The 16,610-nt window shown below is 40.0% G+C and carries 12 protein-coding genes; 2 read left to right on the top strand and 10 right to left on the bottom strand.

The features are described 5' to 3' along the window. Nucleotides 1–190 precede the first annotated feature (190 nt). The 3 genes from cotJC to NSQ84_RS08030 are packed head-to-tail and all read right to left on the bottom strand — an operon-like array spanning nucleotide 191 to nucleotide 1,311. Entirely contained in the window at nucleotides 191–760 is a 570-nt protein-coding gene (cotJC, locus tag NSQ84_RS08040; protein ID WP_063389715.1) for a spore coat protein CotJC, read from the bottom strand. A gap of 45 nt (nucleotides 761–805) precedes the next feature. After that, nucleotides 806–1,066 carry a spore coat protein CotJB gene (locus NSQ84_RS08035; RefSeq protein ID WP_063389714.1) on the bottom strand — a complete coding sequence of 87 codons (261 nt, stop codon included), beginning with the start codon at nucleotides 1,064–1,066 and terminating at the stop codon, nucleotides 806–808. Nucleotides 1,067–1,071: 5 nt separating this feature from the next. Next, nucleotides 1,072–1,311 (bottom strand): spore coat associated protein CotJA, encoded by a 240-nt coding sequence (locus tag NSQ84_RS08030; RefSeq protein WP_063389713.1) that lies wholly within the window; start codon nucleotides 1,309–1,311, stop codon nucleotides 1,072–1,074. Nucleotides 1,312–1,550: 239 nt separating this feature from the next. Between NSQ84_RS08030 and NSQ84_RS08025 the strand changes: the two genes are divergently transcribed. Beyond that, the gene (locus NSQ84_RS08025) at nucleotides 1,551–3,035 is read left to right on the top strand and encodes an aldehyde dehydrogenase family protein (RefSeq protein WP_130158011.1); all 1,485 of its coding nucleotides are present in this window, start codon (nucleotides 1,551–1,553) and stop codon (nucleotides 3,033–3,035) included. 1,460 nt (nucleotides 3,036–4,495) lie between these two features. After that, nucleotides 4,496–5,353, top strand: coding sequence for a superoxide dismutase (locus tag NSQ84_RS08020; RefSeq protein ID WP_339212759.1), 858 nt, complete (start codon nucleotides 4,496–4,498; stop codon nucleotides 5,351–5,353). Nucleotides 5,354–5,358: 5 nt separating this feature from the next. Here the strand turns inward: NSQ84_RS08020 and NSQ84_RS08015 are convergent, their stop codons facing one another. From NSQ84_RS08015 to NSQ84_RS07985, 7 genes are all read right to left on the bottom strand, one after another. Beyond that, entirely contained in the window at nucleotides 5,359–6,801 is a 1,443-nt protein-coding gene (locus NSQ84_RS08015) for an NAD(P)H-hydrate dehydratase (protein ID WP_130158013.1), read from the bottom strand. A 49-nt stretch (nucleotides 6,802–6,850) separates the two neighbouring features. Next, nucleotides 6,851–7,057, bottom strand: a complete 207-nt coding sequence (locus NSQ84_RS08010; protein ID WP_063389709.1) for a DUF6501 family protein — start codon at nucleotides 7,055–7,057, stop codon at nucleotides 6,851–6,853. Nucleotides 7,058–7,131: 74 nt separating this feature from the next. Continuing rightward, nucleotides 7,132–8,391 carry a 2-oxoglutarate dehydrogenase complex dihydrolipoyllysine-residue succinyltransferase gene (gene odhB / locus NSQ84_RS08005; RefSeq protein ID WP_130157576.1) on the bottom strand — a complete coding sequence of 420 codons (1,260 nt, stop codon included), beginning with the start codon at nucleotides 8,389–8,391 and terminating at the stop codon, nucleotides 7,132–7,134. A gap of 16 nt (nucleotides 8,392–8,407) precedes the next feature. After that, nucleotides 8,408–11,251 carry a 2-oxoglutarate dehydrogenase E1 component gene (gene sucA / locus NSQ84_RS08000; protein ID WP_063389707.1) on the bottom strand — a complete coding sequence of 948 codons (2,844 nt, stop codon included), beginning with the start codon at nucleotides 11,249–11,251 and terminating at the stop codon, nucleotides 8,408–8,410. Between the two features lie 250 nt (nucleotides 11,252–11,501). After that, nucleotides 11,502–13,418 (bottom strand): hypothetical protein, encoded by a 1,917-nt coding sequence (locus NSQ84_RS07995; RefSeq protein ID WP_339212577.1) that lies wholly within the window; start codon nucleotides 13,416–13,418, stop codon nucleotides 11,502–11,504. 10 nt (nucleotides 13,419–13,428) lie between these two features. Further along, on the bottom strand, nucleotides 13,429–14,310 hold the full coding sequence (locus NSQ84_RS07990; protein WP_066250323.1) for a MoxR family ATPase: 882 nt from the start codon (nucleotides 14,308–14,310) through the stop codon (nucleotides 13,429–13,431). An 824-nt stretch (nucleotides 14,311–15,134) separates the two neighbouring features. Beyond that, nucleotides 15,135–16,601, bottom strand: coding sequence for an amino acid permease (locus NSQ84_RS07985; RefSeq protein ID WP_130157596.1), 1,467 nt, complete (start codon nucleotides 16,599–16,601; stop codon nucleotides 15,135–15,137). Nucleotides 16,602–16,610: the final 9 nt, after the last annotated feature.

Genomic DNA, 16,610 nt, shown 5'->3' with positions numbered 1-16,610 from the left:
ACACTATTTTTGTACGTGAACAGCTTCAATTGATCGATTGTACAGCTGTTTGTATTATTTTAAAAGAAAGAGAGTAAAAAAATTCGATCAATGCTGTCAATCTTGGATATTACCAACAATGTTCTGCCTGAAACATAAAAGGAGCATCCAATAGATGAAAGTACGTCTGATTGGATGCTCCTTGAACTTCTTAAAAAAACTTTTTACGATCACGTTCTTCTTTTAAAATTTCCACCGCCTCCCGAAAACGTTGCGAATGAACAATTTCTCTTTGGCGCAAAAATCTTAATCCGTCATTTAAGTCTGGATCATCTGACATATCGATAATCCATTGATAAGTAGCTCTTGCTTTTTCCTCGGCAGCTATATCCTCATACAAATCAGCTATCGGATCCCCTTTTGCTTGAATATAAGTCGCAGTCCACGGAGTTCCAGCAGCGTTGTTATAAAACAAGGCGCTGTCATGATTGACATAATGCTCGCCTAGTCCTGCTTCCTTTAATTGTTCCGGTGTCGCATCTTTCGTCAATTTATACACCATTGTTGCGATCATCTCCAAATGAGCAAATTCTTCTGTTCCAATATCCGTTAAAAGTCCTACTACTTTGTCGGGGATCGTGTATCTTTGATTCAAATAGCGAAGGGCGGCAGCAAGTTCTCCATCTGCTCCGCCGTATTGTTCAATTAAATATTTTGCAAGTTTTGGGTTGCACGTACTCACCCTGACAGGATATTGTAGTTTTTTTTCATAAAACCACATGTTCTTTCTCCTTTCATCGTATGAGTATAGTTAAACAGATTAAAGCTATACTTGCCATGGCCACGGCATCGTTCCCCAGCTCCAGTTCGCGTCTGAAAAGCTGTTTCCAAATTGCTGCAGCGCACCGAATTTTGATTCAAACATTTGCTTCAATTGTTTTGAGTATTGGGCATATTGGTTAAATTGCTGGATTGCTTCTATATCATTTGGATGAGTGTCTAGATAAAGCGATAATTCAACAAGCACGAAATCAGCCGCTTGAATTTCTTCAAGGAGCTGATAGTACTCTTGAGGAAGCTCCTTCATTTTGGCTACCTCCCTTTTTTCTCATACGGATTTTCGTAATAGTCATAAAAAAATCGCCAAAGAGTCCCTTTTTTTAATGCTTCTTTTGCGGAAAATTGCTGCAAGTTCGGCGGCTGAAAACCGAGGAAAAGGTTTGGCGGTGTGGAATAGTATTTGACACCGATTGGTTTACATGGATCATATCTGCTATGAAAAGGACGATATGATTTTACGGTCGTAAAAGATTTTTGATGCTTCTCATTCATTGTCATCACCTCTTTGAAGTTCATTTCTCTTTATACGATTATTCTTAAATAGTTTGTCTTGATGACTGAAATAAAGTTGTTTTCTTAAGTTTTCTGCGGCCATCCAGCAGTTGTTGGTCAGGAGATTTTTGGTAATTTTAAAAAATGGGTTGAAATATTCTGAATTTTCCTTTATTATAAAACTGTATTTCGTTCATCCAGAGTTTACACAACGAAAAAAAAAATTAGGAGGATGATCGATGAGTCAATTAATCGCTAATGTTGAAGGGAAAGTAGCGGAGTTTCTAAAAGGGAAAAAAAAGTTGTACATTAATGGTGAATTTGTCGAAAGCGTTTCCGGCAAAACGTTTGACACTCCTAATCCAGCAACTGGAGAAACTCTTGCAACGGTTTATGAAGCGGACAAAGAAGATATTGACCGTGCTGTCCGTGCGGCAAGAGCTGCTTTTGACAGCGGGCCATGGTCCAAAATATCAGCTGCTGAACGAAGCCGATTATTGTACAAACTGGCGGATTTACTGGAAGAAAACAAAGAAGAACTAGCTCAGCTGGAAACGCTGGATAACGGAAAACCGATCCGGGAAACTAGAAATGCAGATATTCCGTTAGCCATTGAACACTTGCGTTACTATGCCGGATGGTCTACAAAAATAGTCGGGCAGACCATTCCTGTCAACGGACCATTTTTCAATTATACAAGACATGAACCTGTTGGTGTTGTCGGCCAGATTATTCCATGGAACTTCCCGCTTCTAATGGCAATGTGGAAACTTGGTGCCGCTCTTGCAACTGGTTGTACAGTCGTTTTGAAGCCTGCAGAACAAACTCCACTTTCAGCCCTTTATTTAGCAGAGCTTATTGAAGAAGCAGGTTTCCCACCTGGGGTTATCAACATAGTACCGGGCTTTGGGGAAACAGCTGGGCAAGCGATTGTTGATCATCCTCTGGTAGATAAAATTGCTTTTACCGGATCGACGGAAGTTGGCAAGCTGATAATGAAAAATGCCGCACGTTCACTGAAGCGAGTTACGCTGGAATTAGGAGGCAAATCGCCGAATATTATTTTGCCGGATGCTGATCTGTCAAAAGCGATTCCAGGTGCATTAAACGGTGTAATGTTTAATCAAGGTCAAGTATGCTGTGCAGGTTCTCGTGTGTTTATTCAGAAAAAACATTACGATAATGTATTAGCAGATATGGCCTCCCATGCCCAAAATATCCGCCAAGGCTTTGGTCTGAATCCGGAAACAGAAATGGGGCCGCTCGTATCTGAAGAGCAGCAGTCAAGAGTGTTGAATTATATTGAAAAAGGAATTGAAGAAGGCGCAGAAGTTGTGACCGGCGGATCTACGCCATCTGAAAAAGGGTATTTTGTCACTCCTACAATTTTTGCTGATGTTGAAGATAAAATGACAATTGCCAAAGAGGAAATATTCGGTCCGGTCATTGCTGCATTGCCTTTTGAAGATTTAGATGAAGTTATTGATCGGGCAAACAACAGCGAATACGGCTTAGCTGCCGGTTTATGGACGAGAGATGTGGCCAACGCTCACTATGTCGCCAATCGCTTGAGAGCAGGAACTGTTTGGGTCAACTGTTATAATGTATTTGACGCAGCTTCTCCGTTTGGCGGATACAAACAATCAGGTATCGGTCGCGAAATGGGTTCATATGCTTTGAACAACTATACAGAAGTAAAAAGCGTGTGGATTAGCTTAAATTAAAATATATAATTCAGAATAGCGCCTGTCTAAAAAACAATATCTAGGCCCCACAGAAAATGATTTCTGTGGGGCTTTCCAGTTGTCGAGAACTTCTCCTAAAAGGTTGAGTTCCGCCTGCTTTAGTACTTTCTGCATTGAGAAAAGCTCGGGCATTTCCTCTGTGAAAAACAACAGAAACAGTAATTGTCCATAATACAGCAGAACACCCCTTCCCTGTTCGGCTTTAAATTAAAAAAAGCGTTGTCTTCTCTGCTTTTTACAAATTAAAGGACGCACAGCATCAAAAAGGAATTACAGGGAAAATCGCGATATAAAATGAACATTGTTTCTAAAAATCTTTCAAAAACAGAAATGAAGAAGATTATGAAATCTTTAAAGGAAAACCAAGTAACGGGATAAATCAAGTAATTTTATATATGAAATCTGTACAAATAGTAAACAAAATGAATTTAAAGGGTGTATAGACAGATGAAGCTATTATTTGAGATTGAAGAATATGAGGATACAAAAGATGCTCCTTTTGAGCTATCCTTTTATTTCTACCAAAGATTATATATGTATATTGTTGAAAAGGGACAAAAACAACATTCCGTGATGGTCTTTTATTAGATATCGGAGATTACTTGATCAAATTCAGTAATGAAAAATAGTTCAAGGGACCGTAGAAGCTATGAGAATGCTTTAAAATATTACATTAAAAAAATCCCAAAATCGTCTGTTTATTGATTGTTGTATTATGATTCAAGCAAACAAAAAGTACTGGATTGTCATTTCACGGACTTTGTTAAAGCTTTTATAAAGGAATACCAAGATATATAGACGACATTTTAAAGCAGGATGAAAATGCGTATGATGATAAAATTTTTGTTATGATGGCAGATCTAATCAAGAAGTTACATAGTATTTGTTGTTAAAATGAAATTTGAATGTACTTACTTCTGTCATAAAATAGAGTTTGTCTATTAGTTCCCAAAAAAGCTAAAGAAGCTGACGTGCTTATTTTAAAAGATGAAAAGTATACTGTTCAATGAACGATGTTTGGGCAGATTGACTTAAGGGGCTGTCCAATAGTTGATTTCACGGTATTGGATCCCCCTTTTCATGTTCAGTAATGCTGATATATCAGCATTTCTTGATTATTGAATTCCAATGGATGTATCCTTTTGGGACAATCCCCTGATCTTATTTTGCATTGATATGCATGGCATTTTTCATACATAATTCAGGCAGCTGCTCTTTTTTAATAACAAGACCGAGTATTTACAAACATATTTCTTCCCATCCAGCCTCTCCTCTCACAAAAAAAATGCACGTCTTCAAAAAATCATCCGTTTTTAATTGGTGAAAAACCGCTTTAAGGAGCTCCCCTCTTCCATCTAAAAGACGCGCTTCTTTTAGTTCACCCTTTTTCAAATTGCTTCATATAGTATTCTGGACGATTGAATGAAAAGGAGGGTTTTATTGTCTTGAGTGAATCGTATATTAATGAATTAAAAAAATGGTGTGATGATCTTTATGGAAACATCATTTCAGAACACCCTTTTGCAAGCGAATTCGAGGAAAAAATAATCCGTTTCAAAACAGAGCTGGACAAAGCCGAGTCCGTTTCAGAAAGCGAACTTTATGAACAGGCGAATCAATTGTATGATGAATTCAGATCATTTATTGAAGGTGAAGATGACCGGTCTTTGGCTGTGCCGATAGGACAACATAAGCTTCCTCCTCTTCCCTATCGATACAATGCGCTTGAGCCGTATATTTCAGAAGAAATCATGAGGCTTCACCATTTGAAACACCATCAAAGCTATGTAGACGGTTTAAACAAGGCGGAAATCGAAATGGAAAAAGCACGGAGAACAGGAGATTTTTCATTGATTAAACATTGGGAACGGGAAGCAGCTTTCAATGGGGCAGGCCACTATTTGCATACAATTTTTTGGAATGTCATGAACCCAAAAGGCGGGGGCGAGCCGAAAGGTGAATTAAAGGAAGCGATCAAAAATTCATTCGGAAGCTTTCAAGCATTTAAAAAGCATTTCAGCGAAGCTGCAAAAGCAGTCGAAGGCGGAGGCTGGGCGATATTAGTATGGTCCCCCCGTTCAAGAAGATTGGAAATATTGCAGGCGGAAAAGCATCAAAACTTAAGCCAATGGGATGTCATTCCTCTTCTTGTATTAGATGTTTGGGAGCATGCATACTACTTGCAATATAAAAACGATCGGCAAAAATATATCGATAATTTTTGGAAAATCGTCAACTGGCCAGAAGTGGAACAAAGATTTCAAACTGCAAAAAAAGTCATTTGGAAGCCATATTGATAAGGCTATTCGAATCGTTTCATCACTTCCGGCAAAATGTCTGGAATATCGCCCGCAAGCATTGATCTTACACCTTTCGTTTTTACAAACAGATCTGCACATAAACCGTGTAAATAGACTGCATTTGCCACAGCTGCTTTTTTGTTCTCATAATAGGACAAAAAAGCAGCGATGATTCCCGTTAATGCATCTCCGCTTCCGCCTTTGCCCAAAGCAATGTTTCCAGTTGGATTGATCATTCCTGTTCCATCCGGAAATGCAATCACTGTATATTGGCCTTTTAAAACAACAATGACATTTTCTTCAACGGCAAATTTAGAAGCAGCTTCGATTCTGTTCTTTTGTATATAGCTGATCGGCTGATCGATTAAACGGCTAAATTCACCCGGATGCGGTGTTAACACAATAGGATGTTGTCTATTTTTCGGATATGTGCGTTTATGTAACGCACCGGCATCCAGCACAACAGGCCAATCGTTTTGTAAGATGGATTGAATGGCTTTTTCGGTCTCTTCTCCAGGAACGATACCTGGTCCAATTGCACATACTGACAGCTTTTCCGGGAATTCACCATCTCCTGCTTTTATAAGACCTTCAAAAAAATAAGTTGCTTCAGGAATTTGCCCGGCGATGGCACCGGCTACAAATGGTGTTGTGCCGATCACAAGCTTGCCAATTCCTGCCCTCATAGCTCCCTTCGCAGCAAGAAGCACACTTCCCGGCATTTCGTCGGAGCCAGCAATTAAATAGCCTGTTCCAAAAGTGCCTTTATGGGAAAAAGACGGATGGTTCGGCCATGTTTGCTTCACATCTTTTTCTGTCCAGACCTTCCATTTCCCTTCTTCCTTCAGGCCGATGGACACAACTTCCTTTTTTCCGTAAAAAGATGAAGAAGGCAGCAAAAAGGCTGATCGCTTATATCCGTGGATGCTGATGGTGACGTTTGCTTTAACCGCTATCGGCGCTTCTCCGGAGTCGGATAAAACTCCTGAAGGAACATCAACGGAAACGACAAAAGCGTTTTGTCCATTAATCCATTCAATGAGGTTTTTCACATCATCTCTTAGCGGATGCCTTGCACCGACCCCCAGCAAAGCGTCAACGATGACTTGGTAATGATTTTGTTCATATTCGGCTGTTTCGAGAAAACCGCTGTTTTTATAAAAAGCGAAATGATGCTTCGCTGCTTCACTTTTCGGTGCCCCAAGCGGAAAAGAAAGATCGGCATGGTAGCCGTTTTGTTTTAAATATCTGGCCAAAACAATTCCATCTCCGCCGTTGTTGCCTTTACCGGACAATATTAAAATGCGATCATCTTTTTTTACGTACGAAACAAGCTTTTGAAATAAAGAGCGCCCGGCGTTTTCCATCAACACAATAGAAGAAAGGCCATTTTTTTCTGCCAGATTGTCAATGTTGCGAATATCCTCTTCAGTATAAACGAACACGAACAACACCTCCTCTCAAAAAGGAAAGAAAAAATAAAGGGATGATTAGCTATTTTGCTTCTTCAAAATATTCTTTGTAAAACCCGCCTACTTTTCCGGAATTGTCGATAATAAAATAATACTCTTCCGTTTCGTTCAAGACATCATAAGTTTGTCCAGGTGTCAATACATTATTTACCATATACTTTTTTGCATTTGTATGTAAACATACAACTTTTTTATTCGCTTTTTTGTTTTTCCATGATAGATGATTCATGTTTTCCACTCCTTCAATCGCTCGTTTTCATATGAAAAGAAGAACGCGGAATGCGTTCTTCCTTCATTAGTGATTTACCCTTCCAGCAGCAGCTGCTCTGGATCCTCCAACAGCTTTTTGACAGTTGCCAAGAAGCTGACAGCTTCTTTTCCGTCAATAATACGGTGGTCATATGATAAAGCAATATACATCATCGGACGGTTTTCAATGCGCTCTTCGTCAATCGCAACTGGGCGAAGCTGGATTTTATGCATCCCTAAAATACCGACTTGAGGTCCATTTAAAATCGGTGTTGACAATAAAGATCCGAAAATACCGCCGTTAGTTATCGTAAATGTTCCTCCTTGCAGATCCGAAAGCGCAAGTTTATTTGCTCTCGCTTTTGCTGCAAGATCGGCAATTTCTTGCTCGATTTGAGCAAATGTTAAACGATCTGCATCTCTTACAACAGGAACAACCAAACCTTCATCTGTAGAAACAGCTACTCCAATATCATAATATTTTTTCAACACAATTTCATCGCCTTGAATTTCCGCATTCAGTAGAGGGAATTTTTTCAAGGCTGCGACAACTGCTTTTGTAAAGAAGGACATAAAGCCTAAACGAACATCATGCTCCTCAAAAAATTGATCTTTTCTCCGTTTGCGGATGTTCATAACTGCTGTCATATCCACTTCATTAAAGGTTGTCAGCATAGCTGCTGTATTTTGAACTTCTTTTAGACGTTTGGCAATGGTTTGTCTTCTGCGGGACATTCTGATCCGTTCCACAGGCTTCTGATCTGCAACCGTTGCCTTTTGTGTTTCTTGCGGTTCTGGTTTTGGTTTATTAGGGGCTTTTTCTTCCGCTTTTGGCGCTTCATAATATGCAATATCTTGTTTGCGAACACGACCGAGCGGATCAGCCGTCGGCACGGCCGATAAGTCGATTCCTTTTTCACGTGCAAGCTTTCTTGCTGCAGGTGTTGCGATTGGGCGCGGTTTGCCTGCAGACTGTTCTTCCGATTCCACTTGAACTGTTTGCTCCTCTAGATTTTGCTCTGGAGCGGCTTCTACTTTTTGTTCTGGCTGAGGGCTGCTTGCCTGTGGAGCTTCACTTGCGCCTTCATCGATGATTCCGATGACTTCGCCAACTTCGACAACATCGCCCTCATTTTTAAATACTTCTTTTAAAACACCAGCATGTTCAGCAGTAATTTCAACATTGACCTTATCGGTTTCCAGCTCAAGAATGTATTCGCCTTTTTCAATTTTATCGCCAGGTTTTTTCAACCATTGAGAAATTGTACCTTCTAAAATGGATTCTGCTAGTTCTGGAACTTTAATTTCAGCCATTTTTTAAATTTCCTCCTCATTCATTCCATGTAAGCGCTTCTGTTATGATTCGGCTCTGCTCTTTTTTGTGAATTGTCGGGTCTCCTTCTGCAGGGCTTGACCGTCTTGGACGTCCAATATATTTAACAGCGAGCTTATCACCCACAATAGATTTTAATTGCGGATATGTGAAAATCCACGATCCCATATTCTTCGGCTCTTCTTGCACCCAGACGATTTCCTGCAAGTTAGGGTATCTTTCTATAATCTCTTTAATTTCTTCTTCAGGGAACGGATAAATTTCCTCCACCCGTACAATATGAAGAAAATCTTTTTGATCTAATTTTTGCAGACCATTCGCCAATTCTATCGATATTTTGCCAGTGCACAAAATTAAACGTTTTACTTTTTCTTTATTTTGACCTAAACCAGGCTGTTCAATAACCGGTTGAAATTGACCTTCAGTCAGCTCTGTAACGTCGGAAACCGTATTTGGATTACGCAGCAAGCTTTTTGGTGTCATAATGATGAGCGGACGCACTTCTTCTTTTGTTAAAATCGCTGCTTGTCTTCTTAGCAAATGAAAATATTGAGCAGCAGTCGTTACATTTGCCACCGTCCAATTGTTTTCTGCAGCAAGGGTCAAGTACCGTTCCAAACGCCCGCTGGAATGTTCCGGTCCCTGGCCTTCATATCCATGCGGCAGCAACATGACGAGTCCAGATTTTTGTCCCCATTTTGCCCTGCCGGCTGAAATAAATTGATCGAATATGACTTGTGCAACGTTTGCAAAATCACCGAATTGTGCTTCCCAAATGACAAGCGTTTCCGGAGAAAATACGTTATATCCGTATTCAAATCCCAATACAGAAACTTCAGACAACGGGCTGTTATGAATCGCAAACGATGCTTGAACATCCGACAAACGATGCAGCGGCGAGAAGGTTTTGCCTGTTTTCACATCGTGCAAGACTAAATGTCTATGAGCAAAAGTCCCGCGTTCCGAATCTTGTCCAGTAATTCTAAGCGGAGTTCCATCTCTCAAGATTGTCGCAAAAGCGAACGCTTCTGCAAGCGACCAATCTACTTTTCTTTCTTCTTCATATACTTTTGCCCTGCGTTCTAGAATTTTTTGCAATTTATTAAAAACGGTGAATCCTTCTGGGAACGTAATTAATTCCTTGTTAATTTTGTCAAGGACATCCACCGGCACAGTCGTGTCGATTTTGGGCAGACCATGGCTGACCGTTTCTGGAATATGAATTTCCTCTTCTTGGTGTTCGTTTTTTGGAACTTTATCGTATGCTTTTTTCAGCCGATCCTGCACTTCTTGTTCAAACTTTCTTGCGTCTTCTAAGGAAATAATTCCATCGCTTTCAAGCTGTTTAGCATATAATTTGCAAATTGTTTCATGTTTCTTAATTTTTTCATAAAGCAACGGATTTGTCGCCATCGGCTCATCCATTTCGTTATGCCCGTAACGGCGGTATCCGATTAAATCAATTAAGAAATCTTTATGGAATTTATTGCGATACAAAATGGCAATATAAACAGCTGCCAAACATGCTTCTGGATCATCCGCATTCACATGAACGATCGGAATTTCGAAGCCCTTGGCTAGGTCGCTGGCATATTTTGTTGATCGAGAATCATGGCTTTCCGTCGTAAATCCGATCATATTATTGGCGATAATGTGGATTGTTCCTCCGGTTTTGTAACCGTTTAACTGACTAAGGTTAAGAGTCTCTGCCACGACTCCCTCGCCAGGGAATGCTGCATCGCCGTGAATCAGCACAGCCATGGATTTGTGAATATCTTGTTCAGGATATCCGCGCACATTACGATTATCTTGGGCTGCACGTGTATACCCTTCCACAATCGGATCCACAAACTCTAGATGGCTAGGGTTGTTCGCTAGCGTGAGCCGTGCACGAACAACATTATGATCTTTAATTTTTCTGTCCGCACCTAAATGATATTTCACATCTCCGGTCCAGCCGTAGTTGATTCCGATTGAACCTTCAGACGGAACCAATTCTTTGTTCGGTGCATGCTGGAACTCAGAGAAAATAAGCTCAAATGGCTTTCCTAACACATGAGCCAACACGCTTAGTCGGCCCCGATGCGCCATTCCGATGTTTATATTTGTCGTTCCGCTTTTCACAGCTTCAGAAATCAGCTCATCAAGCATCGGAACGAGCATATCAACACCTTCAATGGAGAATCTCTTTTGGCCGACAAATGTTTTATGGAGAAAAGATTCAAATCCTTCAACTTCTGTTAATCGCTTCAAAAGAGAAATGCGTTTCTCTTTTGAAAGTGTTTTGAAAATTTTCCCAGATTCCACCATTTCGTTGAGCCATTCATGCTCTTCAAAATTGTGGACATGCTGAAATTCAAATGCAATCGATTTTGAATAAACATCTTTTAAATATTGGATCGCTTCGTACCCGTTGTGTACATGATCAGGAGTATACGGACTCAACAATTTGGCCGGTATTTCAATTAAGTCCTCTTTCGTCAGACCGTATCTTGATTCATTCAAAACATCTTCTTCGTTATGTTTTATCCCCATAGGATAAATAGAAGCATCCAAATGTCCAAATGTCCGAATATCCTCTGCAAACCTTACAGCAGCTGCTACTTTTTGCAGCTTTTCAAACGTATAAGACAAATTTCTGCTTACAGTGGATGAGGAGTTTACATAAGATTGTTCAGTTAGAGCCTCAGGAGCCCCCCAAGCATCAAACATGTTTCTTAATTCTTCATCAACAGAATTCGGATCTTCTAAATATTGTTCATATAAGTCCATGACATACCCTAAATTAGGTCCGTGAAAATCACGCCATGCGATTTTTAAATTTGACGAAGTTTCTTCCATTTTCTTAAAAACCCCCAATGATCACTAATCATTAGAATTCTTCTGCTTTGTTTCCCCACAAAAAATTTTTTTAAATTCTCATCACCATCCCACAAGAAGCAAGCTATATTTTTTTAAATAACCGCTTCCACCGCTATTTTAACACTATTCATCAGATTGACCAATAGTATTTACTTAAAAATTAGCATCTTTATATAATAATTTTCTTGATTTTTTGAATACATGTTGTATTCTGCCATGTTTTGGCGGTTTATTCGATTGTTTTTTGCAGCAATTTTTTCAAAAGCGGGAACAAGACGTCCGGGAGTTCTGTGATATTTTGCACCATGATGCTGTGTTTTCCATAAATCGTTTTCATTACCTTTCTTTTGCTTTCTTCAACTGCTCCGGCGGATAAAAATATGTTCAGCACCTCTATACCGTGCTTTCGAGCATTCATTACGGCTTCATGTGTATCGACAATTCCGTTTTGATCATATCCGTAGGCAGCAGGCTCACCGTCTGAAAAAACAAGAAGAAATTTTTGCTTCTCTTTTCTTGCAAGCAGTTCGTTTGTCATATGCCGGATCGCAAAACCGTCGCGGTTATCTTCTTCAGGCAAAAGCTGCATGATTTCTGGTCCTGAGCTGGAGCTAAGTGAAGTTTCGAAGTTGATTACTTTTTTGAAATAGTTCGGCTGGTTGTTTTCTGTACTGTTTGCCGAGTCTTCCCAAAAACCGACAATTTGATGTGGAACCCGAACGGACTTTAACGTTTCATGAAACAAAATGATGCCTCGTTTTGTTTCTTCCATTTTGTCGTGCATGGATGCAGAGCAGTCGACGAGCAGTGTAAACACCCCGTCAAGATCATTCGCAGGATTCCTTTTTTTGAAAAAAAGCTTCGGGTTTTCATCCGTCCATAGACGCAACAGCTTTTTATTCAATCTGCCGAAATGTTCATCTTGTTTTGGATATGTCTTTTTATGTTCAAGCGTTTTTTGAATGATTCGCTGCAAACGTTTTTTGTACACGATCAATTGCTGCAATTCCTTTTCATACGCAGATTTTTCTGCTTCCTTTGGCATGTTTGCCGTCAGGAAATATGCTTTTGCATGCTTGTTTTCCTTCCCGAGTTGTTGTTGTATTTCTTGCTCTGCTTCTTTTTGCAGCTTTTCATCAGCATTTACTTCGTCATAATAATTGTTTTGAGTCTGTCTAGCTGAACCTTCCACAATCACAAGCGCCTGATCTCCCGTCTCAGTTTGCCTTGCATGTTCATCTATTAAATTCGTTTGCGTTCCTTGTTCTAAATCAAATTGCAAAAAGCTTTTCGTCGGTGTGGATGTTTCACGATGCCATATGGCCATTTTTTCATCATGAAGATCTTCATCGCCCTTTTTTACATTATCCAGTGCATCCTGATTTTGAAGCCGGTCTTTTCGTTTCATGTCGTCAAAAGTCAAGGTATGGAGATCTTTTTCCGATAAATCAGGCAAAATGAAATAAGTATGGATCAAATCTTTTTTCAACACTTCATCCAACAGCCTCATCGTCTTCATGACAATATCGGAAACTTCTTTCGTGCTATTTGCATCGTATACGTTCATCACTTGTTCCTTCACGAAAGGCAGCAATTCATCTATTTGGACGCTTATTTCTGGTACATTCAAAACAGGTGATGTGGCCGTAGCCATTTCATACAGGGCCGCAAAGAGCGCATCGGTTGCAAATCCCCGATCAAGACTTGCTTTCAGCTGATCATGGTAATATTTTTTATAAATATTCAGTCGCTTGCGGAAATAGCGCTTTGTCCCGGGACGATCGCGTTTAACCAGTTCTTCAATCCGGACATCTTCAAGCAGCATCAACAGCTGTTTTGCAAATTTTTGATGATGTAATGTCCGAACGAGATCATGAAATGCAGCAATTTGATGAAAATCCGTATAATAATAGCTGCCAATTGCGCGCAAATAAATGTCTGATTTAAATCCTGCAAGCTTGTCTTCTTCCGCACGATCGTTCCAAAAATGGCTGATATAAATTTTTTGTTCTGTTGGATGAAAGTAAGACTGAACGGCAAAAGCGATATCGATATCTCTTCGTTTTGTCAATGTTTGCGCTAAATCGGACAGCTCCATCATTAACATTGAATCTATGATTTCATCATTAAATTTTATATAATGCATCGGATTTCCCTCACTCAAAAACGGTTTCTGCAATGTTCATGATCGCTCTTTTTTCCAGCTCATCATCCAATTTTGCTGCAATGGCCCGTTCAATCGCTCTTAAAGGGGGCAAATAAACCGACAAATCGCAGGCATCGATCAAAGCCCGGATGGAAGCTGCTTCTTCCGAAACCTTCCCAATTTTTACTTGTGTAATAATGTCGCTGGATAATGTGAGAAACTTTTCTATCAGCTTTTCATCTTTTAAAGAAGACTGCTCAGTGAGCACTTGTTTTAACTTTTCATTTTGTACATATGGAACATCAATCACGACGAATCGGTTTTTCAACGCTTCGTTTAACGGAACCGTCCCTACATACCCTTCGTTAATAGCTGCGATGACACCAAATCCCTCTTTCGCCGCCACAACCTCTTGTGTAAATGGATTCGTGATCCGCCTCCGGTAATCTAGCACCCCATTTAAAATTGGCAATGTCTCAGGTTTCGCCATATTGATTTCATCTATATATAAAAAATGCCCTTTTTTCATCGCCTGAATAACAGGTCCTTCGACAAACTCAATGGCTGTTTGATTGCTGGAATTGACAATCGTTTTATATCCAAGCAATGCTTCGGCATCAAGATCAACTGAACAGTTAATGCTGTGCATCGGCTGAGAAAAAAATGATGACAGCGTTTCAGCAAGTTTCGTTTTCCCAGCACCGGTCGGTCCTTTTAACAAAACATTTTTTCCAAGGGCCAATGCCACCAGCGCATCATACAAAATGACTGGATCGTCAGACAAAAAACCGCCTTGTCCAATTAATCTTTGATCTTGATCAGAATGCACCCGCTTTTTGCGAGATTCAATTACATTTATTATTTCTTTTGGCAAATGAAGCTCTAAAGACATCATAAAAATTTCCTTTCTAATCATCACGTTCTTTTTTATATTGTTTCACTACATAACTATATCATATCCTTTTTTAACACATTAATTTTTAAGATTCTTTTGAATTTAAAATATTATAATTTTTACAGACAGCACAAACCATAGACGTGGTTTGTACTACTGGGATTGTCCAGAAAGTCAAAATCCATCAAATCATAAGCATGAATATATCAACGTTTTAAAAAAAGTTAAAGGGGCGTCTATAAGCCCAAAAATCGACTTATTAGACAGCCCCTATAAATCAATAAATTATATAGAAATTTATTTATATTGAACCCAACTTTCGCATACCAGTAGCTTAGTTAAAATTTTATATATATAGATCTTGTAATTCAAATGTATCATTTAACATTTTGGCAACATTAAGAAAGACACCTATTTTCAGACCGTCGAAAAACGGTCCAAGCTACATATCCATGCAGATGTTAACATGTCAAGTTACATATATTGGGAGGAATGGATTCAATCCAATCGTTTTCTATCTTACCAAATGAAAGACGCCTTTCCGCCATTCCCCCATCTCTGGATGTTGGGAGCTCTGAACAGACAATCTTAATTATCGGAATAAAAAGAGCAAATCATTTGATGGAAAAAAGATGAAGCTTTCCCTTTAACTGATGAATGCCGCTCCGTATCAAGAAAGAGCGGCTTTTCTGATTGGACCATCATTCGTTTACACTTGTCCTGCACCATACGAGCGTTTTCGTCGTTGTGATGGCATACAAAATCCGTTGAACACCGAACGTGCAGATTTTGGATACTAATGCGTCTTTTCAAGCGGCTTTTTAGTCTAATTCACATTCATCGAGAGGAACGACCTTTGTCTTTTTCACGATTTTATAGCCAAACCAAACTGCTAAAAACAATGGCAATCCAATGTAAGAAACGAGAATACCGTACCAGTCGATTGATTCTCCCATGAAGGCCCTGTAGTTCTGTCCCAAAATGACGACCGCGCAAAGTACCAGAGCGAACAGCGGTCCGAATGGAAACCATTTTGCTTTGTAAGGAAGATCACGGAGATCTCTCCCTTGCGCAACATACGCTTTGCGGAAACGATAGTGACTGATTGCAATGCCAAGCCATGCAATGAACCCCGACATACCAGAAGCATTTAATAACCATACATAGACGATCCCATCCCCAAAAAACGAAGCCAAGAAAGCAAGTGTTCCTAATGAAGCAGTAACCAGTAATGCATTAACAGGGACTCCCCGGCGATTCAACTTAGCCAGAAATTTTGGCGCTTTCCCCTCTTTTGCTAGCCCCCAAAGCATCCGAGTAGACGCATACATACCAGAGTTTCCAGCTGATAAAACCGCTGTTAAAATGACAGCATTCATAACGGATGCTGCGAACGCAATGCCAGCTTTGTCAAAAACGAGAGTAAACGGGCTGACCGTAACATCGCTATTCGCTAGATTTTCATTCGTATATGGAATAAGAAGTCCGATTGCTAAAATAGCCAATATATAAAATAGCAAAATGCGCCAAAATACTTGCCGAATGGCGCGAGGAATGTTACGTTTCGGATCCTCGCTTTCACCTGCTGCAACTCCAAGCAGCTCTGTTCCTTGGAAAGAAAAACCCGCCGCCATAAAAATGCCGAGAGTCGCCATGAAACCACCATGGAATGGAGCGTCGCCGATGGTGAAGTTTTTAAATCCAACCGCTTCACCACCCATAATACCTACAATTATTAAAAAGCTGACAATAAGAAAAATAATGACTGTTACTACTTTAATGAGCGAAAACCAATATTCTGCTTCGCCAAATCCTTTAACGGATAAATAATTAAGCAGAAACATAATTACTAAGCATAAAGCGCTCCATAAAAGTGAAGGACTATCAGGAAACCAAAATTTCATAATTATAGTCACAGCAGAGAGCTCTGCGGCAATCGTAATGGCCCAGTTGTACCAGTAATTCCATCCTAGAGCAAATCCGAGCGCAGGATCGACAAACTTAGTTGCATACGTACTAAACGTTCCAGTAACTGGCATATAAGCTGCCATTTCTGCAAGACTGGTCATCAAAAAATACACCATTATACCAATTGCAATATACGCTACCAGCGCTCCGCCCGGCCCAGCAGTATGAATTGCTCCACCGCTGGCTAAAAACAATCCAGTGCCAATCGTCCCACCAAGAGAAATCATCGTTAAATGCCTTGTTTTTAGCTTGCGTCGAAGCTGGTTAGGCGAAGAATGGGCGGTCGTAGCTGTTTCCTTCTTTTTAATAACGCTTTCCATTGTTTTCAT

This window comes from Aeribacillus sp. FSL K6-3256, from assembly GCF_037965805.1.
In the GTDB taxonomy this organism is placed as follows: Bacteria; Bacillota; Bacilli; order Bacillales; family Aeribacillaceae; genus Aeribacillus; species Aeribacillus composti.
Note: the sequence above shows the minus strand (reverse complement) of the source record. Positions and strands in the feature narration are given on the sequence as shown.

Coding starts and splice junctions, on each gene's coding strand:
- NSQ84_RS08010 (WP_063389709.1), bottom strand. CDS start 7,057: ATGAATCATCTATCATGGAAAAACAAAAAAGCGAATAAAAAAGTTGTA.
- odhB (WP_130157576.1), bottom strand. CDS start 8,391: ATGGCTGAAATTAAAGTTCCAGAACTAGCAGAATCCATTTTAGAAGGT.
- NSQ84_RS07990 (WP_066250323.1), bottom strand. CDS start 14,310: ATGTCTTTAGAGCTTCATTTGCCAAAAGAAATAATAAATGTAATTGAA.
- cotJC (WP_063389715.1), bottom strand. CDS start 760: ATGTGGTTTTATGAAAAAAAACTACAATATCCTGTCAGGGTGAGTACG.
- NSQ84_RS08030 (WP_063389713.1), bottom strand. CDS start 1,311: ATGAATGAGAAGCATCAAAAATCTTTTACGACCGTAAAATCATATCGT.
- NSQ84_RS08035 (WP_063389714.1), bottom strand. CDS start 1,066: ATGAAGGAGCTTCCTCAAGAGTACTATCAGCTCCTTGAAGAAATTCAA.
- NSQ84_RS07985 (WP_130157596.1), bottom strand. CDS start 16,601: ATGGAAAGCGTTATTAAAAAGAAGGAAACAGCTACGACCGCCCATTCT.
- NSQ84_RS07995 (WP_339212577.1), bottom strand. CDS start 13,418: ATGCATTATATAAAATTTAATGATGAAATCATAGATTCAATGTTAATG.
- sucA (WP_063389707.1), bottom strand. CDS start 11,251: ATGGAAGAAACTTCGTCAAATTTAAAAATCGCATGGCGTGATTTTCAC.
- NSQ84_RS08025 (WP_130158011.1), top strand. CDS start 1,551: ATGAGTCAATTAATCGCTAATGTTGAAGGGAAAGTAGCGGAGTTTCTA.